This is a genomic window from Aeromonas sp. s8 (assembly GCF_040907785.1).
GTDB lineage: Bacteria > Pseudomonadota > Gammaproteobacteria > Enterobacterales > Aeromonadaceae > Aeromonas > Aeromonas veronii.
The window spans coordinates 1-22,298 of record NZ_JBFOCL010000037.1 but is presented as its reverse complement, the minus strand read 5'-3'; the positions used below and the strand labels follow the sequence as shown (position 1 = coordinate 22,298).

The 22,298-nt window shown below is 58.8% G+C and carries 21 protein-coding genes and 1 other RNA gene; 16 read left to right on the top strand and 6 right to left on the bottom strand.

Features of this window, described 5'->3' with window-relative positions:
- The first annotated feature begins 277 nt into the window (after window positions 1–277).
- The 9 genes from AB5Y86_RS10840 to AB5Y86_RS10800 all read left to right on the top strand — a co-directional run bounded on the left by AB5Y86_RS10840 (window position 278) and on the right by AB5Y86_RS10800 (window position 8,650).
- On the top strand, window positions 278–1,435 hold the full coding sequence (locus AB5Y86_RS10840; protein ID WP_368192848.1) for an acyl-CoA dehydrogenase family protein: 1,158 nt from the start codon (window positions 278–280) through the stop codon (window positions 1,433–1,435).
- A gap of 140 nt (window positions 1,436–1,575) precedes the next feature.
- On the top strand, window positions 1,576–2,358 hold the full coding sequence (locus AB5Y86_RS10835) for an enoyl-CoA hydratase (RefSeq protein WP_108613869.1): 783 nt from the start codon (window positions 1,576–1,578) through the stop codon (window positions 2,356–2,358).
- Window positions 2,359–2,376: 18 nt separating this feature from the next.
- A complete protein-coding gene (locus AB5Y86_RS10830; protein ID WP_368192847.1) occupies window positions 2,377–3,489 on the top strand; it encodes an enoyl-CoA hydratase/isomerase family protein in 1,113 nt (370 codons plus the stop codon).
- A 51-nt stretch (window positions 3,490–3,540) separates the two neighbouring features.
- Window positions 3,541–4,443, top strand: a complete 903-nt coding sequence (gene mmsB / locus AB5Y86_RS10825) for a 3-hydroxyisobutyrate dehydrogenase (RefSeq protein ID WP_368192846.1) — start codon at window positions 3,541–3,543, stop codon at window positions 4,441–4,443.
- A 52-nt stretch (window positions 4,444–4,495) separates the two neighbouring features.
- Window positions 4,496–5,275: an SDR family oxidoreductase gene (locus AB5Y86_RS10820; RefSeq protein WP_368192845.1), complete on the top strand. Its 780-nt coding sequence runs from the start codon at window positions 4,496–4,498 to the stop codon at window positions 5,273–5,275.
- A gap of 358 nt (window positions 5,276–5,633) precedes the next feature.
- The gene (gene arcD, locus AB5Y86_RS10815; protein ID WP_005336921.1) at window positions 5,634–7,070 is read left to right on the top strand and encodes an arginine-ornithine antiporter; all 1,437 of its coding nucleotides are present in this window, start codon (window positions 5,634–5,636) and stop codon (window positions 7,068–7,070) included.
- A gap of 106 nt (window positions 7,071–7,176) precedes the next feature.
- The gene (locus AB5Y86_RS10810) at window positions 7,177–7,965 is read left to right on the top strand and encodes a sulfite exporter TauE/SafE family protein (RefSeq protein WP_368192844.1); all 789 of its coding nucleotides are present in this window, start codon (window positions 7,177–7,179) and stop codon (window positions 7,963–7,965) included.
- Between the two features lie 102 nt (window positions 7,966–8,067).
- Window positions 8,068–8,164: signal recognition particle sRNA small type (ffs, locus tag AB5Y86_RS10805), an RNA gene on the top strand.
- Between the two features lie 84 nt (window positions 8,165–8,248).
- The gene (locus AB5Y86_RS10800) at window positions 8,249–8,650 is read left to right on the top strand and encodes a hypothetical protein (protein WP_368192843.1); all 402 of its coding nucleotides are present in this window, start codon (window positions 8,249–8,251) and stop codon (window positions 8,648–8,650) included.
- A 13-nt stretch (window positions 8,651–8,663) separates the two neighbouring features.
- Here AB5Y86_RS10800 and AB5Y86_RS10795 read toward each other — a convergent pair whose 3' ends face one another.
- From AB5Y86_RS10795 to AB5Y86_RS10785, 3 genes are all read right to left on the bottom strand, one after another.
- Complete coding sequence (locus AB5Y86_RS10795; RefSeq protein WP_368192842.1) at window positions 8,664–9,788, bottom strand: MFS transporter; 1,125 nt, start codon at window positions 9,786–9,788, stop codon at window positions 8,664–8,666.
- Between the two features lie 96 nt (window positions 9,789–9,884).
- Complete coding sequence (locus tag AB5Y86_RS10790) at window positions 9,885–10,334, bottom strand: cyclophilin-like fold protein (protein ID WP_224969953.1); 450 nt, start codon at window positions 10,332–10,334, stop codon at window positions 9,885–9,887.
- Between the two features lie 82 nt (window positions 10,335–10,416).
- Window positions 10,417–11,553: an alpha/beta hydrolase gene (locus tag AB5Y86_RS10785; RefSeq protein ID WP_368192841.1), complete on the bottom strand. Its 1,137-nt coding sequence runs from the start codon at window positions 11,551–11,553 to the stop codon at window positions 10,417–10,419.
- 208 nt (window positions 11,554–11,761) lie between these two features.
- On the opposite strand from AB5Y86_RS10785, the gene AB5Y86_RS10780 reads away from it, so the two are divergent.
- On the top strand, window positions 11,762–12,646 hold the full coding sequence (locus AB5Y86_RS10780; RefSeq protein ID WP_368192878.1) for a LysR family transcriptional regulator: 885 nt from the start codon (window positions 11,762–11,764) through the stop codon (window positions 12,644–12,646).
- Window positions 12,647–12,859: 213 nt separating this feature from the next.
- On the opposite strand, the gene AB5Y86_RS10775 is transcribed toward AB5Y86_RS10780, so the two are convergent.
- Window positions 12,860–14,677 carry an ATP-binding protein gene (locus tag AB5Y86_RS10775; RefSeq protein WP_368192840.1) on the bottom strand — a complete coding sequence of 606 codons (1,818 nt, stop codon included), beginning with the start codon at window positions 14,675–14,677 and terminating at the stop codon, window positions 12,860–12,862.
- 8 nt (window positions 14,678–14,685) lie between these two features.
- A complete protein-coding gene (locus tag AB5Y86_RS10770; protein ID WP_201910093.1) occupies window positions 14,686–15,177 on the bottom strand; it encodes a molybdopterin-dependent oxidoreductase in 492 nt (163 codons plus the stop codon).
- A gap of 338 nt (window positions 15,178–15,515) precedes the next feature.
- Here AB5Y86_RS10770 and AB5Y86_RS10765 point away from each other — a divergent pair, with 338 nt between their 5' ends.
- The 6 genes from AB5Y86_RS10765 to AB5Y86_RS10740 all read left to right on the top strand — a co-directional run bounded on the left by AB5Y86_RS10765 (window position 15,516) and on the right by AB5Y86_RS10740 (window position 21,669).
- Complete coding sequence (locus tag AB5Y86_RS10765) at window positions 15,516–15,866, top strand: STAS domain-containing protein (protein ID WP_005333409.1); 351 nt, start codon at window positions 15,516–15,518, stop codon at window positions 15,864–15,866.
- Window positions 15,863–16,279 (top strand): hypothetical protein, encoded by a 417-nt coding sequence (locus AB5Y86_RS10760; RefSeq protein WP_005351415.1) that lies wholly within the window; start codon window positions 15,863–15,865, stop codon window positions 16,277–16,279. Before AB5Y86_RS10765 ends, AB5Y86_RS10760 begins: the two co-directional genes overlap by 4 nt.
- An 18-nt stretch (window positions 16,280–16,297) precedes the next feature.
- Window positions 16,298–18,403: an SLBB domain-containing protein gene (locus tag AB5Y86_RS10755; protein ID WP_199427454.1), complete on the top strand. Its 2,106-nt coding sequence runs from the start codon at window positions 16,298–16,300 to the stop codon at window positions 18,401–18,403.
- 1 nt (window position 18,404) lies between these two features.
- Window positions 18,405–19,073: a tyrosine-protein kinase family protein gene (locus tag AB5Y86_RS10750; RefSeq protein WP_005360129.1), complete on the top strand. Its 669-nt coding sequence runs from the start codon at window positions 18,405–18,407 to the stop codon at window positions 19,071–19,073.
- Window positions 19,074–19,096: 23 nt separating this feature from the next.
- Entirely contained in the window at window positions 19,097–20,587 is a 1,491-nt protein-coding gene (locus tag AB5Y86_RS10745) for a SpoIIE family protein phosphatase (RefSeq protein WP_368192839.1), read from the top strand.
- 80 nt (window positions 20,588–20,667) lie between these two features.
- On the top strand, window positions 20,668–21,669 hold the full coding sequence (locus tag AB5Y86_RS10740; protein ID WP_368192838.1) for a glycosyltransferase family 4 protein: 1,002 nt from the start codon (window positions 20,668–20,670) through the stop codon (window positions 21,667–21,669).
- A gap of 136 nt (window positions 21,670–21,805) precedes the next feature.
- On the opposite strand, the gene AB5Y86_RS10735 is transcribed toward AB5Y86_RS10740, so the two are convergent.
- Window positions 21,806–22,298: IS3 family transposase (locus AB5Y86_RS10735; RefSeq protein ID WP_368192837.1), on the bottom strand; the 493-nt coding region annotated here is incomplete at its 5' end.

The following is a 22,298-nucleotide window of genomic DNA, read 5'->3' as shown; positions in this document are numbered from 1 at the left end:
GGGTAGGAAGGTTGGCTCGACCGGCTGACTCGACTTCAAGGCTGGCAGTGGTCGGTCCATTTTGTACTTCACTTCTGCCACAAGTTTACGTTAGCGTAAACGTAAATCAATTGTTAATCTGTTGTGTGTCGATAGATAGGTGGTAGTGAGAGCGTCAGCAGCTACCACGACAACAGCGCCATAGTGGCAGATCCGACTGACGCAGCGTGTGGGCGCCGCGTCATAAAGCACTAACTCAGGAAAGTAAGCGCTGGGCAACAAGGGAGCGAACGACAAGATGGATTTTACCCTGACCGATGATCAACAGGCGTATGTGGAGGCGGCCACCGCCTTTGCCGATGAGGCGCTCAAACCCCATGCCGCGCGCTGGGACAAGGAGCATGAGTTTCCGATCCCGACCATCAAGCAGGCGGCCGGGCTAGGTTTTTGTGGTCTCTATACTCCGGAGCAGTTTGGCGGATTGGGGCTGCCGCGCCTCGATGCGAGCCTCATCTTCGAACGCCTCGCCATGGGCTGTACCTCGACCACTGCCTATCTGACCATCCACAACATGGTGAGCTGGATGCTGGGCAGCTGGTTGCCCACCGAGGTTGCCAAAGAGTGGGTGCCCAAACTGGCTAGCGGCGAATTGCTGGGCTCCTATTGCCTCACCGAGCCGGGGGCGGGTTCCGATGCGGCGGCACTCAAGACCCGGGCGGTGCGCGAGGGTGACAGCTACCTCATCGAGGGAACCAAGGTCTTTATCTCGGGAGCAGGCAGCAGCGATGTGCTGGTGGTGATGGCCCGTACCGGTGGTGAAGGTGCGAAGGGGATCTCTGCCTTTATGGTGCCGGCAGATAGCGCGGGTATCGTCTATGGCAAGCCGGAAGAGAAGATGGGCTGGAACAGCCAGCCGACCCGGGAGGTTGTTTTCAATGGGGTTCGCATTCCTGCCTGCTATCGGTTGGGCGAAGAGGGGGAAGGGTTCAAGTTCGCCATGCAGGCGCTTGATGGGGGGCGCATCAATATCGCCACCTGCTCGGTGGGCACTGCCCAGCAGGCACTGGACGATGCGCTGGCCTATGTGCAGCAGCGCCAGCAATTTGGTCACCCGATCAGCGAATTCCAGAGCGTGCAATTTCGCCTGGCCGATATGGCGACCGAGCTGGCTGCCGCCCGTCTGCTGGTGCGTCAGGCGGCTGACAAACTGGATCGCGGGGATCCCGACAAGAGCGCCTGGTGCGCCATGGCCAAACGGTTTGCCACCGACGTCGGTTATCGGGTTTGTGATGAGGCTCTGCAACTCTTTGGCGGCTATGGTTATATCCGCGAGTATCCGCTCGAGCGCTATCTGCGCGATACCCGGGTACACCGCATTCTGGAGGGCACCAACGAGGTGATGCGACTCATCATCGCGCGCCGCCTGCTGGCCGATCCCGGTTTGTCGCTGGGCTAACCGGTGGTCGCATCAAGGGTGTGTTGCCTGCCACCCGATTTGCACCGTGCCATGCCGGTTTCGGCTTTGTGAGCCAGCCACAGGTTGGTGTCACTCAAGCCTGTCATCATGGCGGCAGCTTCATCGACAAGGACAATGTTATGACAAGGATCAGACTCGAATATCATGGCCACGTGGCCTATATCACCCTCGACCATCCCCCTGCCAACACCTGGACCCTCGCCAGCCTGCAGGCCTTTTTGCAGATGATGGTGGAGCTCGACAGTCGTCCCGATGTGGTGGCGCTGGTGATCCGTGGTGCGGGCGACAAATTTTTCTGCGCCGGTGCCGACCTCAATATGTTTGTCGAGGGGAATGTCGAGCTGGCCCGCGAAGTAGCCGAGGCCTTTGGCAAGGCCTTCGAGGCGCTGGCCCGTTTTCACGGCGTCAGTATCGCCGCCATCAATGGTTATGCCATGGGCGGTGGCCTGGAAGTGGCGCTGGCCTGTGATATTCGCATCGCCGAGCAGCAGGCGTTGCTGGGACTGCCGGAAGCTTCGGTGGGCTTGCTTCCCTGTGCCGGTGGCACCCAGCGTTTGACCGAGCTGGTGGGGCCGGGCTGGGCCAAGCGGATGATCCTCTGCGGTGAGAAGGTGAGTGCCTCGCTGGCCTACGAGATGGGGCTGGTGGAGGAGGTGGTGAAAACCGGTCAGGCGTGGGAGGCCGCGCACCAGATGGCCCATCTGGTGGAGCGCCAGAGCCCGAGTGCCCTGCGCGCCTGCAAAACCCTGATCAATCAGGGCCGCAGTGGCCCGCGGGATGCCGCCTTGCCCCTTGAGCGAGCGCGGTTTCTCGATCTCTTTAGCGATGCCAACCAGCGTGAAGGGGTGGCCGCCTTCCTGGAGAAACGCTTACCGCGCTGGCAATATGGCCCAACAGAATAAATCCATACGGAGCCGTTTATGAGTGAGCCGGTCAAGGTTAGCTGTTATCCCACCGAAGATGGCCATCAGATCGGGGTGTTGACCCTCGACAGCCCTGCGTCTCTCAACGCATTGAGCCTGCCGATGATCCAGATCCTGCAACAGACGCTGACCCGTTGGGAGCAGGATCCCGCCATCGTCTGTGTGCTGCTGCAGGGGGCGGGTGAGAAGGCGTTCTGTGCCGGTGGCGATATCCGCTCATTCTATTACCGCAAGCAGGAGGCGAGCGAGGCGGAACTGTTCGAATATGCCCGCGACTTTTTCGAGCAGGAGTACCGGCTCGACCACCACATCCACTCTTACCGCAAGCCCCTGATCTGCGTGGCGGACGGTATTTGCATGGGGGGCGGCATTGGCCTGTTTGCCGGAGCCGATTTTCGGGTTGTCACCGAAAGAAGCCTGTTCGCCATGCCGGAGGTGACCATCGGCCTCTACCCCGACGTGGGAGCGAGCTGGTTTTTAAGCCGGATGCCGGGGCGGCTCGGGCTCTGGCTCGGTCTGACTGGCGCCCGCTTCAACGGGAGTGATGCCATCGGTCTTGGGCTGGCGGATCACGCCATCGCCAGTGGCGAGCGCAGTGCGCTGTTGTCACGCCTCGCCGTGCTCGAGTGGGCTGGCAGTGGTGAGCCCCGCGAGCAGATCGATCTGCTGCTCAGGGAATTGCACAGTGAGGTGGCGGCCCGGTTGCCAGCGCCTGTATTGCTGCCCCATCAACAGAGGATCGGTGCCCTGCTGGCGGGGTGCACGCTGCAAGGGGTATTGGCGCGGTTGTTCGAGGCTCAGTTCGATGAACAGGAGGCGGTACTTCAGCAGGCGCAGCAGCTCTGCCGCACCGGCAGCCCCATCAGCCGCGCCATTTTGTGGCGTCAATATTGGCAGGCTCGCCGCAACTCACTGGCAGAGGTATTTGCCGAGGAGCTGACCCTCTCGGTCAACTGCGTGCTGAAGGGGGATTTTGTGGAAGGGGTACGGGCACTGCTGATCGACAAGGATAAAGATCCCCGCTGGCAACAGTTGCCACCGGAGGGGGAGTGGCTGGACGAGTTCTATCGCTGGCCGCAGGGGAGCAATCCGTTGGCCTGCAAGGAATAACATCTTGGCAACCGGCGCACGCCGCCATCAGTAACGCAAGGAGCAAGCGGGATGACAAGGATAGGGTTTATCGGGCTCGGCAACATGGGGGGGCCCATGGCGGCCAATCTAGCCAGGGCCGGGCACAGGGTGCAGGTGTTTGATCTGGTTGCCCAAAACATTGAGCGCGCCATCGCCGCTGGCTGCATCGCCACGGGGGATGCCCGTGAGGCGGTGACCGGCTGCGAGGTGGTGATCAGCATGCTACCTGCGGGGGAGCATGTGCGCGACCTTTGGTTGTCTGAGGGGCAGGATCTGCTGGCAGCCCTGCCGTTTGGTGCACTGGTGATCGACTGCTCCACTATCGATGTCGACTCTGCCCGTCAGGTCGGGGAGGCGGCCCGCGCCCGTGGTTTGCGCTTTATCGATGCCCCTGTCTCGGGCGGTGTCGCCGGTGCGGCCGCCGGGACGCTCACCTTTATCGTTGGCGGCGATGCGGCAGATTTCGAGGCGGCGAAACCTCTGCTCGCCTGCATGGGGCAGAACCTGTTTCACGCCGGGACGCTGGGCGCCGGGCAGATCGCCAAGATGTGTAATAACATGCTGCTTGCGATCCATATGGCGGGCACTGCCGAGGCGCTGGCCCTCGGGGTGAAGGAGGGGCTGGATCCCGCCGTGCTCTCCACCATCATGGGCAAGAGCTCCGGCAACAACTGGAGTCTGGAGCGCTACAACCCCTGGCCCGGGGTGATGGAGAATGTCCCTGCCGCCCGCAACTATCAGGGGGGCTTTATGACCCGTTTGATGGTGAAAGATTTGGGATTGGCCATGGCGCTGGCCGAGCATGGCCACAGCGCTGTGCCCATGGGGGCGCTGGCCCGCAACCTGTTCAACCTGCATGCCGCTCAGGGGCAGGGGAGCCGCGATTTCTCCAGCATCGTCGAACTCTATCTGGATAAACAGGATCCCGCCTGACGGGCCACCTATCTTCAAGGCATCTCCCTTCGACCAGCTACAAGGAGCATTGATGGATATCAAAGATAAGGTCATCGTTATTACCGGCGCTGGACGTGGCTTGGGACGGGCCATTGCGCTGGCCCTGGGCGCACAGGGGGCGACGCTGGCACTGCTCGACATCAATCGCGCCGATCTGGAAGCGACCGCCGCCCTGGTGCGCAGTCAGAATGATCAGTGCGATCAAGATAGCCAGTGCGAGCTGTTTGTCTGCAATGTGGCAAGCGAAGCCGAGGTTGAGTCGGTTTTTGCTGGCATCAAGGAGCGTTTTGGCGTGCTGCACGGTCTTATCAACTGCGCCGGCATTTTGCGCGATGGCATGCTGATCAAGGTGAAAGAGGGTGAACTGGTGGAGAAGATGACGCTGGCCCAGTGGCAGAGCGTGATTGACGTCAACCTCACAGGTACCTTCCTCTGTGGGCGTGAAGGAGCCGCGTTGATTGCCCAAGGGGGGCAGGGGGGCGTTATCATCAACATCTCCTCCATCGCCCGCGCCGGCAATATTGGCCAGAGCAACTATGCCGCCAGCAAGGCGGGGGTTGCCTCGCTGGTGGTGACCTGGGCGCGGGAGTTGGCGCGCCATGGCATTAGGGTGATGGGGATTGCCCCTGGGGTGTTTGCCACCGACATGACGGCGGCGATGAAGCCGGAGGCGATGGCGCGGATGCAGCAGGCCATTCCGGTCGGCACCCTTGGCGAGGCGCAACAGCTGGCCGAGACGGTGAGCTTTATTTTTGCCAACGACTATCTGTCGGGACGGATGATTGAACTGGATGGCGGTTTGCGTTTATAGGGATTTACATAATGGGCCCCGGTGTTTCCACCGGGGCTTTTTTATGCAGATTATTTATACAGAGAGTGCCTGAATGGCGATGCATAGGAACCATTCGAGTCAGGTTGTGTTGACAGAAAAATGAGAAATATCAATGGGTCTTGGTTAATTTGAGCCAGCTCACAGGCCATATGGGTCAGTGCTGTAAAATTGCGCGCGGTCAAGGCGGTGCATGATTGACGGGACGAGGGATTGCGGTCGGAATAGTCATGCAATATAGTTGCCGCCTTTTTCACGGGGTCAGGATTCCCAGCCCCTCCCATATTGCGCGCAGTATGAATACGGACGCTCTGCCGCCGCCTAAATAAACAGGATTGAAATGGACAAGAAACTAGGGCTGGGCGCCCTCATTTCGCTGGTGATCGGCTCCATGGTCGGCGCCGGGGTCTTCAGTCTGCCACAAAATATTGCTGCGCATGCCAGTGCCGGGGCGGTCGCCCTGGGTTGGGCCATCACCGGTCTGGGCATGATCTGTCTCGCGCTGGTTTATCAGAACCTCTCCATGCGCCGCCCCGATCTCGATGGCGGTATCTTCAGCTATGCCAAAGCCGGTTTCGGCGATTTCATCGGTTTCAACGCCGCTTGGGGTTACTGGCTCTGCCAACTGCTGGCCAACGTCTCTTACGCCATCGTGGTGTTCAGCGCCCTGAGCTACTTCTTCGATACGCCGGACAACGTCATCTTCGGTGACGGCAATACGCCGGTCGCCATCACGCTGGCCTCCATCCTGATCTGGTCGGTGCATGCGCTGGTGCTGCGCGGGGTACAGGTTGCTGCGCTGGTGAATATCGTCACCACCATCGCCAAGATGGTGCCGCTCATCGTCTTCTGTGTTGCGATCCTGCTGGCCTTCAACATGGATACCTTCACTCTGGATATTTGGGGCCAGAACAACATGGAGCTGGGCTCCGTGATGGATCAGGTCAAGTCCACCATGAAGGTGACCCTCTGGGTCTTTATCGGGATTGAAGGGGCCGTGGTGGTCTCTGCCCGTGCCCGTCATCGCAAGGATGTGGGCCGCGCCACCGTGCTGGCGCTGCTCGGCGCCCTGACGCTTTACGTGATGGTGACCCTGTTCTCGCTGGGTGTCATGAGCCAGCCGCAACTGGCGGCGCTCAAGAACCCTTCGACCGCCATGATCCTCGAAGCCGTGGTCGGCCCCTGGGGCGCCTGGCTTATCAACATCGGTCTGGTGGTGTCGGTGATGGGTGCTCTGCTCAGCTGGACCGTGCTGGCCGCTGAAGTGCCCTACATTGCAGGCAAGACCGGTGTGTTCCCGGGCTGGTTTGCCAAGGAGAACAAGAACGGCTCGCCGCAGGTGTCCCTCTGGTGCTCCACCTGTCTGGTGCAGATCTTCCTGATCATCATCTACTTCCAGAGCAGCACCTATCTGGCGCTGGTCAATATCGCCACCTCGGCGGCGCTGGTGCCTTACGTCTTTTCGGGCGCTTATGGCCTGAAGCTGGCATTGAAAGGGGAGACCTATCAGGGTCAACCTCATCAGCGCAAGCGTGACCTGCTGCTGGCCCTGGTGGCGACGGTTTACGGCTGCTGGCTGGTATACGCTGCCGGTGTGGAGTACCTGTTGCTGGTGGCGCTGCTCTATAGTCCGGGCATCTTCATCTACTGGAAGGCGCGTCAGCATCACGGTCTGCGCGGCCTTAACCGGTTGGAGCAGGGGATGACGGCGGCCCTGCTTGGCTGTGCCGTGCTGGCCTTCTACAAGGTGATGGACGGTACCATTCCACTGCACTAACCGGCACAATGAAGAGATGGCCCTCGCGCCATCTCTTTTTTTTTCATGCAGATATCCACTGTTGCCCGGCCGTGTTGGCCAGTTTTTGTTTAACACAGGAATTTTTATGCTGTTTATGGGTTACCTCCTGCTGGGCGCCTTTGCCGGTATGCTGGCGGGGCTGTTCGGGATCGGCGGCGGTCTTATCATTGTCCCCGTGCTGGTCATGACCTTTCGCGCCCAGGGCATAGACCCTGAAATCATTACCCATCTGGCCCTCGGCACCTCGTTGCCCACCATGATCTTTACCGGATTCAGCTCGCTGCGGGCCCACCGGGAGGCGGGCGCCGTCGATTGGGTGATGATCCGCCGACTCGGCGCCGGCATGCTGATTGGGGGCTGGCTTGGCGGCATGACCGCCAATCTGCTCAGCACCAGCACCCTCAATATCATCATCGGTTGTTTCGCCTGGAGCATGGCGCTACAGATGGGACTCAACCTTAAACCCAAAGCGGAACGCCATATGCCGGGTCCGCTCGGCACAGGCATCGCCGGTACCATCATTGGCTGGATGTCTGCGCTGTTTGGTATTGGCGGTGGCTCGCTCACGGTCCCTTACCTGAGCTGGAACTCGGTGCCCATGCGCAATGCGGTAACGGCCTCTGCAGCCTGCAGCATGCCCATCGCGCTGGCGGGGAGCCTCAGCTACCTCTATGCGGGTTGGGATCATGCCGATCTGCCCGAGTGGAGTGTGGGCTACATCTATCTGCCCGCCCTGCTGGGCATTGTGCTGACCAGTACCCAGTTCGCCCGCATTGGCGCCAAGCTGGCACACCGCCTGTCACCCACACGCCTCAAGCAGGCCTTTGCCCTGCTGATGCTGCTGGTGGGGGCGAAATTTATGCTGTTTAGCTGATTCATTCGGCAGATTGTTGAAAAATAAGGCAAACGATCTGTTGGAGGGTAGAAAGCCGTTGCATTGAACGCCCAGTTTGCCTATTCTCCTCGCCGGTGGTCCTATTGGTCCTCTCGCATTGATAACCCGTCGACCTGGTCAGGACCGGAAGGTAGCAGCCAAGGCGGGGGACTCGAGTGCCGGGATGTGGCTGGTAGGGCCACCACTTGTTTCTGCAATTCAATAAGTTAGCTTCCTAAAGCCCTTGGTCATCCACTTTGTGTGGACGACGAGGAGCTCATCGATGAATCTCTGGCTCAGTCCCCACGGCATCTGGTATTACCGGAAAGTCACCACGCTCCCCTGTGGTCGTCGTAAAGAGATCAAAAAATCCCTGCATACCCGAGACAAGCCGACGGCCCGTGCAACTGTTGCGAAGCGGCTTGCCTGTGTGCGTTCTAAAGCTAAGCCAGTTGTGCAACCCACAAGCGAGCCAGATAACCCTCAACCTCAGCCGAATATCAAGCCTGCTGTTCCGGCGGCCAAACCGCTTGCTCCGCTGTTGTCGGTCTCGTGTGACCGCTATCAAAAAGAGAAGGCCCTCTCCTGGGCACCGAAAGAGCTCAGCAACCAGAAGAACTACATCGGCTGCTTCATCAAGGCGCTGGGTGAAATTGCACTGTGCGATGGCGAATGGATTTGCTAACGGATGGGTCAACTTACTGGTCAAGCGTGACGGGCCTTAGTCGGCTGCCATTGCCGACCACCATGGAGGCGGCGGTCAGTAACAGGGCACTGCCCATAAAGGTGGCCCTGATAGAGAGGGAATCCAGTAACCACCCCCCCACGGCAGCCCCCAACGTGATCGCCAGCTGAATAGCTGCCACCATCAGGCCTCCACCGCTCTCGGGTGAATCTGAGATGCTCTGGGCGATCCAGGCTGACCAGGCGACCGGAATGGCGGAGTTAAGAGCGCCCCAGAGGATCAGCATCAGGGCCACACTCCAGAAGTGATGCTCCACCGCCAGCAGCGCCAGGGTGATAACGCCTAGCACCAGTGGCAACCAGCGCAGCATCCGGTAAAGATGACGGCGCAGCAGCATGCTTACCGCTGTGGTGCCGACAAAACCGGCCAGCCCCAAAGCCAGCAGCAGCGCCGAGAGTTGTGGCAGGTCGACCTGGGTGCGTGTCTCCAGGAAGGGGCGAAAATAGGTAAAGGCACTGAAGGCGCCGGCAAAGGTCAGCGTCACGCCCATGATGGCAATGGCGACGTTGGGTCTGCGCATAAGGCGAAATGCGCTGTGCGGGCGTGCTTGGGAGTGCATGGAAGGCAGGCAAAGTACCATCCACAGCAGGTTGATCACTCCCAACGGTACCAGCAGCCAGAACACGCCTCGCCAGCCGATCAGTCCACCCAAGTAACTGCCAATGGGGGCCGCAAAGGCGGTCGCGACCGCATTGCCGGTATACAGGATGCCCAACGCTTTGGGGACGGATTGGCTGGAGACCAACCGCATGATGGTCGCGGTTGCCAGCGCCCAAAAACCGCCGATAACGATCCCGAGCAGAGCGCGTGCCACCATCAGCACGGTAAAGTTGGGGCTTAGGGCGATCACGATTAAAGAGGTCAGCATCACGACGGCTAGCCCCATGAGCACATGACGTCGGTCCAGCCTGTGAGATAGAGGTGCGATCAGCAAACTGGTCGGGACGGCAAACAGGCCGGAGATGGCAATAGCAAGACCGGCCATGCCATTGCTGGCACCTAGATCGGTGGCGATCGGCGTCAGCAGGCTGACCGGCATAAACTCGGCGGCAATGAGCAGTGCCACACACAGGGACATGGCAGCAACCGCAGACCAGTGTTCGTTGACGACAGCGGGTGTATGTGATGATAACGATGTTACGTTCATGGCATGACCTGAAAGTGAAATATGGGCTTATTCGATTGCTTCGATCGTGATGCTGGCGGCCGAGGTTGTGGTCAGGTGGGAGAGACCCGATTCAATGCGCCCTAACTTAATCAGTCCGGTCGAATAGCCAAAGTCCCGATAGAAGATCGCCAGATTGCCCCACGGGGCGTAATAGGTGAGATCTCCCACGTTCGGGTCAATGCCTTTTGGGGCGCCCTGTGTGGTCAATTTGCGGGGCAGATAAGCAATCTTCTCGGTGTCGGCGTAATCCTCGAGGGGCAGTGTCAGGGGGAGCATGGCAAAAAAGTCCCGGGCGCTGTGACTATCTTCCAGGGTGGCCGTGATGATCTGGCTGGCTATCGTCATCTTGATGTTCATACTATCTGCCTTGTTCTGAGCCTTAGCACTTGTAGCGGTTGCTGTGCTGGTCACCCCCAGCAACAGAGCCATCGCGCCAACAAACACTCCTCTGATCATTGAGCTTCTCCCTATGTGACGTGAATGGTGGCGTCGAAACCAGTGAGAAAACGCGGCGAAGAGGCCGCCGCGTTTTCGACGCTTACTTCATGTTGGTCTTGAAGAACTGCTCGAACTTGGCGAACGGGATCTTGCCAGCCTGGTTGTCATACAGGTCGACATGATTGACGCCAGGCACAACGACCAGCTCTTTCTGCTTGCTGCCAATGGCCTTGAAGGCATCTTCGGCAAAGTAACGAGAGTGAGCCTGCTCACCGGTCACGATCAGAGTGGGAATGGATATTTCGCTTGCATAACTCAGCAGCGGCATATTCATGAATGACAGCGGCATGGTAGTGGTCCAGGCCCCGTTGGAGTTGACAGAACGGGCATGGAAACCACGCGGTACACGGTAGTAATCGAAGAACTCCTTGAGTACCGGGTGCGGGTTTTCCGGCAGAACCTCTGGCAGGGTGCGGGCGGCAGCGGTGACATTTCCCTTGTCATCGACATAGAGGTCGTGATTGCTATGGGCATAGGTGCCACTTTCCGCATCTTTCCAGCGTTGTTCATTCAGGTATGCCAGCACGGCGCGGCGATCGGCGGTGGAAAATCGATCCTTGCCATCGCCCACCCCATGCCCCATGGCCCGGCTCATGTCATACATCACGCTGGTTGCCACCGCCTTGATGCGGGTGTCGCTAGCGGCGGCATTGAGGGCCATGCCACCCCAGCCGCAAATCCCCAGTAGACCGATACGGTTGCGGTCGACCTCTTTTTGCAGGCCGAGAAAATCGACGGCGGCGCTGAAATCTTCGGTGTTGATGTCTGGCGAGGCCACATCACGCGGCTGGCCGCCACTCTCACCGGTGTAAGAGGGGTCAAACGCCAGCGTGACAAAACCATGCTCAGCCAGGGTCTGGGCATAGAGGCCGCTCGACTGCTCTTTTACGGCACCAAATGGGCCGCTCAGAGCAATGGCCGCCAGCTTGGCGTCTCCCCGGTTTTTCGGCAGATAGAGGTCAGCCACGAGAGTGATGCCGTAACGGTTCTTGAAGGTGACCTTGCGATGATCGACCTTGTCGCTTTGGGTGAAGGTCTTGTCCCATTGGGTGACCATGGAGACAGGTTCAGTGGGGTTGGTTGTTTGGGCATGACTCAATGTAGAGACTCCGGTTAATGCGGCGCCCAGCAGCAGGGTAGACGCGATAGCTGTCAGTTTCTTGGGGAGAACATTCATGGCAAAGTTCCTCGAAATCGGATTTCAGATGCATGGTCCTGGTGGTGGAGGGTTGGTTTTGTGAACCACGACACACAGTCTAGTTAGAACGAATAGTGATGATTAGAGGCGGTTTTTTGATAACATTAATGCTTTTTGTTCTAAATTAAGACGTCTGACGCGCACCTGACTCAGGTCGTGGCGGACAGGAACATAGGGGGTGAACAAAATGACAGGCCGCGAGAATTACAACGATCTCCACGTCTTTATGCTGGTCGCTCGGGAAGGGAGTTTTACCAAGGCCGCAGCCAGGTTGGGGCTTGCCCAGTCCGGGGTCAGCCGAACGATTCGGGATCTCGAGGCCCGGCTCGGGGTGCAGCTTCTGATGCGCACCACCCGCAGCCTCTCCTTAACCCAAGCGGGTGAGCAGTTGTACCGCACGGCGCAGGGCTGTTTTCAGTCCCTTGATGCGGGTCTGGCTACGCTCGCCCACTATCGTGATACCCCTTCAGGCACGGTACGGATCAACGCCAGCCAACATGCCATCGACAAGGTGCTGCTTCCCAAGCTGACCAACTTCAGGCAGCGTTATCCCGATATTCGGCTGGAACTCATCAGTGAAAGCCGCTTCGTGAACATCATCGATGAGCGCTTTGATGCTGGCGTGCGGCTGGGTGACGAGGTGGATGAGGGGATGGTGGCCGTGCGCATTACGCCCGATTTGGAGATGGTGATGGTAGCCACACCAGATCATTTTCTTCAATACGGATTTCCCCAGGCGCCTGCCGATCTGGCGGGACATCCCTGTATCGCTTACCAGTTTGCCGATGGCAGCCTCTATCAATGGGAACTGTGGCAAGAGGGGAAGGCGATTAAGCATCGACCACAGGGGCAGTGGGTCTTCTCTGACAGTTATATGGAGGCGGCTGCTGCCAAAATGGGGCTGGGACTGGCCTATGTGCCAGAGGAATTGGTGAGCGATGAACTTGAGCGCGGTATCTTAATCCAGGTATTGAAACCCTATAGTCACCGTTTGGCTGGTCTGTACCTCTATTATCCCCACCGCAATGTTTCACCCGCATTAAGAGTGGTTATTGATGCATTAAAAACATAAATATAGTCATCCACTCTGGTCTGGACGTTGTAGGGAGGGGATTACTAGATCTGTACAGAACAAAAAATCCCTGCATACCCGAGACAAGCCGACGGCCCGTGCAGCTGTTGCGAAGCTGCTTGCCTGTGTGCATTCCAGACCCAAGCCCATTCAGTTGCCTGCAGAGGTCAATGTTGCCCCACATGAGCAATCAGTAGCCCGGAATCCGCGGTTTTATTGCTTGGTGACACGCATGGCTGCGTTGTATTTGAGCCGACCATGGGAAATATGTCTGTTTATCTCGCTCAGTAGCGTCTCTTTATTGATGGGCTTGGTGATATATCCATTCATGCCATGGGAGAGATAGTATTGCTTGGATTCCGGCATCGCATCCGCCGTCAGGGCGATGATGGGGATATCTGCCCAAGGCATCTGGGAGGTGCGGATCCGGGTGGTGGCCACCAGGCCATCCATCACTGGCATCTGGACATCCATCAACACCAGATCAAATTCGGTGTGACCCAGTTTCTCCAACGCCTCTTCTCCCTGAACGGCCAGTGTGACCTGATGGCCCACGGAGTCGAGCATGGCGCCGATCACCTTGCGGTTGGTGGCATTGTCATCAACCAGCAAGATGCGATAGCTTTCCTGATCCACCGGCTTGGACGGCAGGCAAACAATCGAGGGGGTCGTGGCTCTGGCGGGCCAGATGTAGATAAAGGTACTGCCATGTCCCTCGCTGCTCTCTACCGAGATATCGCCGCCCATCAGGCGTGCGAGGTTACGGGATATTTCAAGTCCCAGGCCCGATCCGCCATATTGGCGGGTGATCGAGACATCCGCCTGGGCGAAACGTTGAAACAGGTTCTTTAGCTGACTTTTGCTCATGCCGATCCCGGTGTCCTGGATCGAGATGCGTATCGAGTGGCGATCCTGCTCCAACAGGGTGCTATCAACATGGATCTTTACTTCCCCCTGGTGGGTGAACTTGATGGCATTGCTCACCAGGTTGAAGAGGATCTGACGCACTCTCAGCGGGTCGATCATCAACCACTCCGGCGTATCGGGGGCAACAGTCAGGGTCAGCTTGATCCCTTTTGCATCGCAGTTGCTCTGCATCAGGGCACGGATATCCTCCAGCAGCTGGGGCAAGTGATGGGGGGCCAGTTGCAGCTCGATCTTGCCCTCTTCCAGCTTGGATACATCCAGAATGTCGTTAAGCAGACCGAGCAGATGATTTGCCGATTCCCGCGCCGTCTCCAGATAGTCTCGCTCCCTCGGGTCCATATCCCGGTCGGCCAGCAGTGAGAGCATGCCGAGAATGCCATTCATGGGGGTGCGAATTTCATGGCTCATGTTGGCCAAAAAGCTGCTTTTGGCTCTTGTGCCTGCCTCTGCCGCCTGATTTGCCCGCAGCAGTTTGTCATTGAGCTGCTGCATCAGTTTGTGTTGCAGAAACGAGATATTCATTTGCCGCCAGATCAGCAGGGCGAGCACAAAGAGCAGCGCAAATTGCAGGGTCGCGATGAGTGTCGTCGTGATGATCTGCTCCCTCACGCTGTCGCGGCGTGCCACATCAAACAGGGTCGCCTGCTGGTTCACCTCCAGAGTCAGCTGATGGAGCAGGGAGGCAAGCTGTTGGCGCAGCTCCTGATGGGCAAGATTGTCGAGCGGCTTGGTGGCTTCCGGGCCGAGCCAGATATCCGCCAGAGAGATGTAGGATCGAATGGCTTTGCTTGCCTGCTGGTAGATCTCTGTTTGCTGAAGCAGGCTGCGATCCTTGCTCTCCAGCACCAGATCCATGCGGCTGACCAGAATATCGTATCTGAGCTGGAAGGTCGGTTGCGACTCATGGAGCAGCGAGCTTTGAAAACGCAGCGCTTCGTTATAGAGCTGGAAATAGTTCCACATCACGTTGTCTTCGCCCTGGCTGGTACTGCGCTGCAGATCCTGAAATTGCCGATACTGAATGGTACCAATACCGGCAAAGGCTAGGAGCAGCACACAAAGCACCACAAACAAGAAACGTTGACTGGCCGCCATGGAACGCATGATGGGATCTACTCCACTTTTATCGCACTGATCTGCCAGATAGCCCGACCGTAATAGAGCTTGTTTTGCAGTTCGGGATATTGATCGAACGGATAGACAAGGAACAGCGGCCCTTTGTCACGCACCGACAGTGGCTTGCCATTGATCGTGCGGGCGAGGATGACCCGATACTGCTCGGCATCGCTTGTCGGCACCTGTACCGAGTAGTCATTGAGCGCGGTAATGGTGAGCTGTTTGCCGGTTGCCCCGACCTTGGCCAATACATCTTGCAGCAGCGGGCCGCGAAAGGTCTTGGCTTCGTCATACCATGGGGTATGGGTTTTGATTTCGTGTACCGGTAGTTGATCCAGCATGGCGCTGTCCCACAGGGCCAGAGCCTGATGAGTGGGGCTGCTGATGGCGCCTTCAACCTTCAACACGGCGCTGTCAGGGGAGGGAGCTGCGTATGCGGTGCTGCAAAGGGCTGCCAGCAGTGGTGCGATGTAAAGGCCTGCTTTCATGATCTCTCCTTCCTGGAAAATGGCGGCATGGGGGCCGAACCAACGGTGGCTTGTGAGCTGTGTCCAAAGGCAAGCAATAATCGGGCCCGGTGTAATGGGCTTGAATTATCAGTCATTTAGCCTGTTATCGGGCGATCTCGGCCAAGGTGAATTGCAGTTTGCAACGTGCGGGGGAGGTTAATTGCAATTTGGCAATCAAAACGAGGAGTGGGTGTCGGCGAATAAGGCGCAAAGAGTATCATTTGGAGAACAAGTGCCGTGGTACTGCCCGGCATAACATTTGCAGCGTGCTGAATGCCGTGACCGCAAATAGTCTGAGAATCGACAAGGAGCTAGCGATGGAAAGCATGACTTACACCCTTAATGATATCCAGGTAGTGGTACTGGAAAACGAGTTTGACGCGATGGCCGTCAGTGAGCTCCGCCCGTTGTTTGAAACCCTCTCGACCCACCCGGGAGATATCCTGGCCGATATCAGCGATGTTCATTTTATCGACTCGTCGGGGATCGGAGCCTTGGTATTTCTCTATAAAAGATTGATTATGAACGGGCATCAGATGGCCCTTGTCTGTGGACCCGGTCAACCTCATGACCTGCTGGAGATGCTGCATATTGACCGGGTGATCCCCTGCCATGAGAGCATCAAGGCCTATATGCGTTCCCGTGGCATGATGGCCGCTGCATCATGAAACGCTTTGGTATCCTGCTCTCGTCCATTCTGCTTTCGGGTTGCGCGCAGTGGCCGCCGGAGGGATATGGCGGCATGGCCGAGGCAAGACCCACCCGTATTCCGGTCAATGAGGATGAACGGCGGGTCTGGTCTCGTTATGATGAGCGTCAGAAGGAACTCGACTTGCAGCTGACGGAATTAAAGCAAGCGAGTCTGCAGGGGTGTATGCCTGCCGAGTTGAAACGACTACAATCTCAACGTATTGATATCGAACGGGATATGCACGGACGGCTCTGGTCGGATGTAGCCTGGCGTCAGACCGTGTTGGCACAATCACTACAACAAGTACGTTTGCGGCTGCAACAGACAACAGCGGATGGCTGTCGTGCTGATTGGTCAGGGCTCCCCTTACGCCAATGGGGGCAGACGTAACAGACGAAAAGGATGTCTATGAAACGGGGCGCTCTCGAAGGATTGATCTGTGTTCTCTTGCTGTTGTTCACCTGCCCGTTACTGGCCTCCACCTTGTTGGCTCCCGGTGATCGGTTGGCCATAGTGCAACCCGGTGAGCCTGCTTTTGATCAGCCTTTCCAGATCAACAAGCAGGGGGAGATTGCACTGCCTGAAGTTGGCAACGTCGTGGTGGGGGGGAAGACCCTGCAACAGGCGGATGAACTGATCCGCACCGCCCTCAAACCTGTTTACAACAACCTCTCTCAATTGACCGTCACCTTGCTGGAGAAGCGGCTGCTGATCAGCGTGATGGGCTATGTCAAAAAACCCGGCAGTTATGATCTGGCGCCCGATGGCAACGTGCAGATGGCCCTCGATGCCGCTGGCGGTCTGGTGCCTGGTGCCCAGCTCAACAACATGCAGGTGCGGCGCGGCAGCACGGTCTCTAGCTTCGACTACAAGCGTTATCTCGATACCGGCGATGCCAGCGTGTTGCCGCCATTGCAATCCCTTGATGTGGTGTTCGTGCCAGCATCCCCTTTGATCGGCAACGTGCAGATTGATTTTGATGCGGCAACCCTGGCGGCAGGCGGGGATGGCGATACCGGCAAGGCGATCAAGGTGTTTGGCGAGGTCAACAGCCCCGGCGCCTTCAGTTTCAAGAGTGGCAACTCCATCGTGGATCTGCTGATGCGAGCCGGTGGGGTGACCCGTTTTGCCGGGGTGGAGCGGATCCGGGTGATCAATGGTGATGCCCCCGAACTGTTCGATCTCAAAGCCTATCTCGACTCCGGCAACAACAAGCTGCTGCCCAATCTGGCGCCGGGCGCCACCATCTTCGTGCCCAAGGATGAAGAGCAGATAAAACGGGGAGCACGCACCATCTACATCATGGGCGAGGTGTTCAAACCCGGCGCCTATGAGGGGCGGGAAGGGGACTCCTTCCTCGATATTCTGGCCAATGCCGGCGGCCCGACCCGCTATGCCGAGAGTCGCCAGATCCGTTTGCTGCGCACCGATGGCACGATCGAACCCATCGACTTGCAGGCCTATACCGAAGGGATGCAAAAGGCGCTGCCTCAAGTCAAACCCGGTGATGCCATCTTTGTGCCGGAAAAAACCGATATCAACGAGAAGTCCTGGTTGAAAGTGGCACCCGGGCGGGCGGTGATGGTGATGGGGGCGGTGCGGATCCCGGGCCGTTATGAATGGTCTGACGAAATGTCGTTGCTGGATCTGATCGCCCACGCCGGAGGGCCCAACGAGCGGGCCGATATCGCCAAGGTACAGATCCTGACCGCCGCAGGGGGGCAGGCCACGCCAACCCTGTTTGATCTCGACAAGTTCCTTCATCAGGGCGGGGCTCTGGCCAGCCTGCCGAAGATCCGGGCCGGATTCACCATCATGATCCCCGAGCTGCCCACCGATCCCAGTGACAACAAATCCCAGTGGGTGCGCCAGTCACCGGATAGCTCCATCTATATCTTCGGTCAGGTCGGGGCGCCCGGTCGCTATGCCTTCAATGAGCAGATGGGCTTTATCGACATCCTGTCGGCCGCCGATGGCCCGACTGCGGCGGCGGATCTGCGCAATGTGCGCATCGCCCATCGCAGTGGCAGCACGGCGCGGGTCAGCAAGCTCGACCTTGCCCTCTACTTTGAAACCGGCGATGAAACCTTGCTGCCCAAGGTGCTGCCCGGCGACTCCATCTATCTGCCGGAGAAGAATCGCCCCTGGCTCGACGAGCCCAAGGAGAACACCATTCGGGTGTTGGGGGCGATTGCCCGTCCCGGTCGCTACCGCTTTGACTCCTCCATGACCCTGCTGGATCTGCTGGCCGAGGCGGGGGGCCCGACCAGCAGCGCCTATATCAAGAAGATTGTGGTGATCAACATGGCCACCAGTGGTCAGGGGGATCAGGCCCGCAGCTTCGATCTCGACGGCTTTGCCAAAGAGCCCGACTTTAGCCAGTTGCCGGTGCTGCGCGCAGGGGACACCGTCTTTATCCCTGACAGCAAAAGCAGCAACTGGGCCATCTTCATGGATGGCATGCGCGACATCCTGACCACGATCTCGGTGGTGGCCCTGGTCGGGACGCTTTGATATGAGCATCCCCATTCAATATCTGGAGCTCGAATCCCTCTACGCGGCGACGGTCGCCCGGGGGATCCGCTCGCTGGCGGTCACCTCGTCGGAAGGGGGGGAGGGGGTGAGCTCCATCTGCGATGCGCTGGCAAGGCGCTCGGAGGCGGATGGGCTGCGCACCCTGCTGGTGGATCTCAACCTCTATCATCCCGGCCGCGCCACGGCGGTTGCCTGGGGGCCCAATGATGTGCCCGAGCCGGTGGCCACTGGTCGGTCGTTGTCGCTGCTCCCGGCGCCGGGCAAGGATCTGATGGCTTTTCGCAACAAGGATACCTTGCGTCAGCTGCTGGTTCGCTGGCTGGAGCATTACGATGTGGTGATCTTCGATACCTCGCCGCTCACCGCTCTCAATCGGGGCAATATTCCGGCCGATCAGGTGTGTGGGGCCTGTGAAGGGGCGCTGCTGGTGGTACTGGCGGGGGTGACCCCGACGACCGTGGTACAAAGTGCGGTGGATAAACTGACTCGTGCCGAGGCCAATCTGATTGGCGCAGTCTATAACGACAAACTCAACCCGGGGCTGGCCAGCGAGATCCTGCGCGAGCTCAACCGGCTGCCCAGCAACCGGGTGACCGAATGGCTCAAGCGCTGGTGTCGGCGCAGCGCCTTGCTCAATTTCCGGATCTGATCGCCCGCTGATGGAGGCCCGATATGGATGACTGGTTGCGATCTGCTCCGGCAACCCTGCAGGCGGTGCGCGAACTGCGCAACCGGCTGGCACAGGGGCTCTCCCTGTTTCAGGTCTCCCCAAAGGATCAAGCCAACTGGCTGCTCTGTTTCAGTGAGCTGGCCACCAATAGCGTCAAACACACAGTCCCTCCCGCGACCCGGCTCTGGCTCACGCTGAAAGAGGATGAAACGGGTTTGAGTCTGATACTGGAGGATGATGGCGGCCCGCAACCCGGTCTTGCCAGTGCGCCGTTACCCGATGAACTGCAGGAGGGGGGATACGGGCTGGCGCTGGTGCACCAGCTGTTTGCCGAGGTGCACTTCTCTCGCGACGATGATCGCAATCGCGTGACCCTTCGCCAGCAGGGCCCGGTCAACCAGCTGCCGGTGATCGCGGTGATCGACGATGATAAGGTGATGCGTGCCCTGCTCACCGCCTATCTCCATGAGCACTACCGGGTTGAAAGTTATGCCGACTCCCATGCCGCCCTGCTGGCGCTCGGAAAGCAGCCCCCCGCGCTGGTGCTCTCCGATATCGAGATGGAGGGGATCGATGGCTTTGGGCTGCGCCAGCAGTTGATGAAGGATCCCAAGATGAAGGGGGTGCCCTTTATCTTCCTGACCGGTCATCAGGATCAGTGGACCCAGAGTCGGGCGGGGGCGCTGGGGATCGATGACTTTCTGGTCAAACCCATCACCAAGCAGGACCTGTTGCTGGCGGTTTCGCGGGTGCTGCAACGCTCGGAGCAGCTCAAGTCGCAATGGGGTGAGCAGCTGGATCAGCGCATGACCTCGGCGCTGCGCCCGTTATTGCCCGCCACCTCCATAGGGGGATACCAGCTGGCGTTGCAAACCCGTGCGGCCACCGTGGGGGGCGGGGACTTTCTGCTGGTCAAGGATCGGGTGCTGTGGCTCGGGGATGTGATGGGCCACGATGCGGAAGCCAAGTTCTTCGCCCATGCCTATGCCGGTTATCTGCGCGGTTTGCTGACGGCCCACGATCTGGAGCGCGCCCCCGCCCGCTTGCTGACCATCTTGTCCAATGCGGTTCACAGTGATCCGCTCCTCGGGGCAACCCTGCTCACCACCCTCTGTATTGAGCTCGGCAACGAGGGACGGGTGCAGTGGGCCAGTGCGGGCCACCCTGCGCCCTGGCTGGTCGGGCCCGGCACCATCCGTCAGGTCGGCGTGACCGGCCCCTTGCCCGGCTTGCGCCCGGATCCCCACTTCGTGACCAATGAGCGTCAGCTCAAGCCCGGCGAGATCCTGCTGTTCTGGACCGACGGTCTGCTCGATAGTCGTGATGCCGCAGAGCGCCAGCGCTGGGAGTCGCAGCTAAAAGAGATCTGCCTGACTTCGGGGCCCGGTCTTGAGCAACTGGCTCATCGCATTGCCCGCTGGTTTGATGAGCGCATCAATGATGCCGCCCTCGATGACATGACCCTCTTGCTGGTCGCCTGTCCCGGCGCCTGATCCTGCCCCTCTTCGCCTGACTGGCCCGCTCTATGCAAAGCCTCATTTCAGGTGGCATGGAGCCACGGGAGGAGGGCCTTATGTTACCCATGCAGCAGATCTGGCTGGCCATCGATGCGCGTCAGGTCGGTGGAATAGAAGTTCACATTATCCACTTGGCCAACGATCTGCTGGCCAGGGGATTTCGCCCCACCATAGTGCTGGTGAGCAACCACGGTATGACCCCCTTTACGACCCTGCTCAAACAACAGGGCTTGCCTTACGAGGTGTGCCAAAACAGCCGCGATTTTATGCGCCGTCTGGCCTGCCAGCCTGCCTCTGTGCTGATCCATACCCACGGCTACAAGGCCGGGGTGCTGGGGCGACTGACGGCCTGGTTCACCGGCAAATCGGTGGTTTCTACCTTTCACAGTGGGGATGACGGGGAAGGGTTGCTGAAGTTTTACAGCTGGCTGGATCGCACCACAGCGCGTTTTGCGAAGTGTATTGCAGTAAGCGAGCCCATCGCTCGCAAATTGCCTGTGCCAAGCACGGTGATCAGCAACTTTGTCCCCATGCCTGCGACGCCGGCTACGGTAACTGGCAACCGGATTGCCTTTGTCGGCCGCCTCTCGCCGGAAAAGGGGCCGGAGGCATTCTGCCAGCTGGCCGCCTTCTGCGCGGATGGGGCGTTTCATCTCTACGGGGATGGCCCCATGAAAAGTGCCTTGTTGCAGCAGTATGGTGATCGCGTCCAGCTTCATGGTTTCCAGAACATGGCCAATGAGTGGCACAACATCGACCTGCTCTGCATCACCTCCCGCTTTGAAGGGTTGCCGCTGGTGGCCCTGGAGGCGATGGCTCACGGCATACCGGTTTGTACCTTTGCGGTGGGGGGGCTGGTCAATCTGATCGACCATAAATCCAATGGCTGGCTGGTGGAGCCCGGCCATGTGCGGGATATGGCGGAGCTGGTCAACTACTGGCTGCGCAGCGATGGGGTGGTGCGCAGCAAAATGAGTCAGGCGGCCCGCAACACCATAGCCCGCGGGTACAGCGTCAACAACAGGGTGACCGATATTCTGGCTGTCTACGGCGCCTGAATCCCCAAGGGGAAACCCGCCAAAAACGAGTGGCCGCTGGTTACTCGTTTTTTTATGTGCTTGGGCTGTATAAATAAGGATTTCCTAGCTTATTTAGGGCTATGTCCCAATTATGTGTTGCACGGGGGTGTAGTGATCAACTAAATCCGGACACTTGGTTAGGCCGTTCTTCGGCTTTTGCTGGCGGTATCCCGTCATTGTGTTGATGTGGACGCCGCCAGTTGTAGTAATCCATCAGGTAGTAACTGATATCCCGCTTCGCTGCTCGCAAGCTCATATATCCCATAGCCGGGAGCCACTCTGACTTCAGGCTCCTGAACAGTCGCTCCATCGGGGCGTTATCCCAGCAGTTGCCACGCCGACTCATGCTCTGGGTTATGCGATAACGCCACAGTCGTTGCCGAAATGCCCGGCTACCATATTGGCTGCCCTGGTCAGAGTGAAATAGCACACAGGATGGGCAACCCCGCTGCTGATAGGCCATCTCCAGTGCTTTGATGGCCAGCTTTGCATCTGGTTTATCTGACATCGCCCAGCCCACGACCCGCCGGGTGTACAGGTCAAGCACCGCTGCCAGGTAATGCCAACGACCACCTGCCCAGACGTAGGTGATATCGCCACACCACACC

Bases quoted from the DNA above. Each gene is read 5' to 3' on its own strand.
- AB5Y86_RS10840 (WP_368192848.1), top strand. From the start codon at position 278: ATGGATTTTACCCTGACCGATGATCAACAGGCGTATGTGGAGGCGGCC.
- AB5Y86_RS10740 (WP_368192838.1), top strand. From the start codon at position 20,668: ATGTTACCCATGCAGCAGATCTGGCTGGCCATCGATGCGCGTCAGGTC.
- arcD (WP_005336921.1), top strand. From the start codon at position 5,634: ATGGACAAGAAACTAGGGCTGGGCGCCCTCATTTCGCTGGTGATCGGC.
- AB5Y86_RS10795 (WP_368192842.1), bottom strand. From the start codon at position 9,788: ATGTCCCTGTGTGTGGCACTGCTCATTGCCGCCGAGTTTATGCCGGTC.
- mmsB (WP_368192846.1), top strand. From the start codon at position 3,541: ATGACAAGGATAGGGTTTATCGGGCTCGGCAACATGGGGGGGCCCATG.
- AB5Y86_RS10785 (WP_368192841.1), bottom strand. From the start codon at position 11,553: ATGAATGTTCTCCCCAAGAAACTGACAGCTATCGCGTCTACCCTGCTG.
- AB5Y86_RS10765 (WP_005333409.1), top strand. From the start codon at position 15,516: ATGGAAAGCATGACTTACACCCTTAATGATATCCAGGTAGTGGTACTG.
- AB5Y86_RS10770 (WP_201910093.1), bottom strand. From the start codon at position 15,177: ATGAAAGCAGGCCTTTACATCGCACCACTGCTGGCAGCCCTTTGCAGC.
- AB5Y86_RS10800 (WP_368192843.1), top strand. From the start codon at position 8,249: ATGAATCTCTGGCTCAGTCCCCACGGCATCTGGTATTACCGGAAAGTC.
- AB5Y86_RS10830 (WP_368192847.1), top strand. From the start codon at position 2,377: ATGAGTGAGCCGGTCAAGGTTAGCTGTTATCCCACCGAAGATGGCCAT.
- AB5Y86_RS10750 (WP_005360129.1), top strand. From the start codon at position 18,405: ATGAGCATCCCCATTCAATATCTGGAGCTCGAATCCCTCTACGCGGCG.
- AB5Y86_RS10780 (WP_368192878.1), top strand. From the start codon at position 11,762: ATGACAGGCCGCGAGAATTACAACGATCTCCACGTCTTTATGCTGGTC.
- AB5Y86_RS10760 (WP_005351415.1), top strand. From the start codon at position 15,863: ATGAAACGCTTTGGTATCCTGCTCTCGTCCATTCTGCTTTCGGGTTGC.
- AB5Y86_RS10775 (WP_368192840.1), bottom strand. From the start codon at position 14,677: ATGCGTTCCATGGCGGCCAGTCAACGTTTCTTGTTTGTGGTGCTTTGT.
- AB5Y86_RS10835 (WP_108613869.1), top strand. From the start codon at position 1,576: ATGACAAGGATCAGACTCGAATATCATGGCCACGTGGCCTATATCACC.
- AB5Y86_RS10790 (WP_224969953.1), bottom strand. From the start codon at position 10,334: ATGATCAGAGGAGTGTTTGTTGGCGCGATGGCTCTGTTGCTGGGGGTG.
- AB5Y86_RS10820 (WP_368192845.1), top strand. From the start codon at position 4,496: ATGGATATCAAAGATAAGGTCATCGTTATTACCGGCGCTGGACGTGGC.
- AB5Y86_RS10810 (WP_368192844.1), top strand. From the start codon at position 7,177: ATGCTGTTTATGGGTTACCTCCTGCTGGGCGCCTTTGCCGGTATGCTG.
- AB5Y86_RS10755 (WP_199427454.1), top strand. From the start codon at position 16,298: ATGAAACGGGGCGCTCTCGAAGGATTGATCTGTGTTCTCTTGCTGTTG.
- AB5Y86_RS10745 (WP_368192839.1), top strand. From the start codon at position 19,097: ATGGATGACTGGTTGCGATCTGCTCCGGCAACCCTGCAGGCGGTGCGC.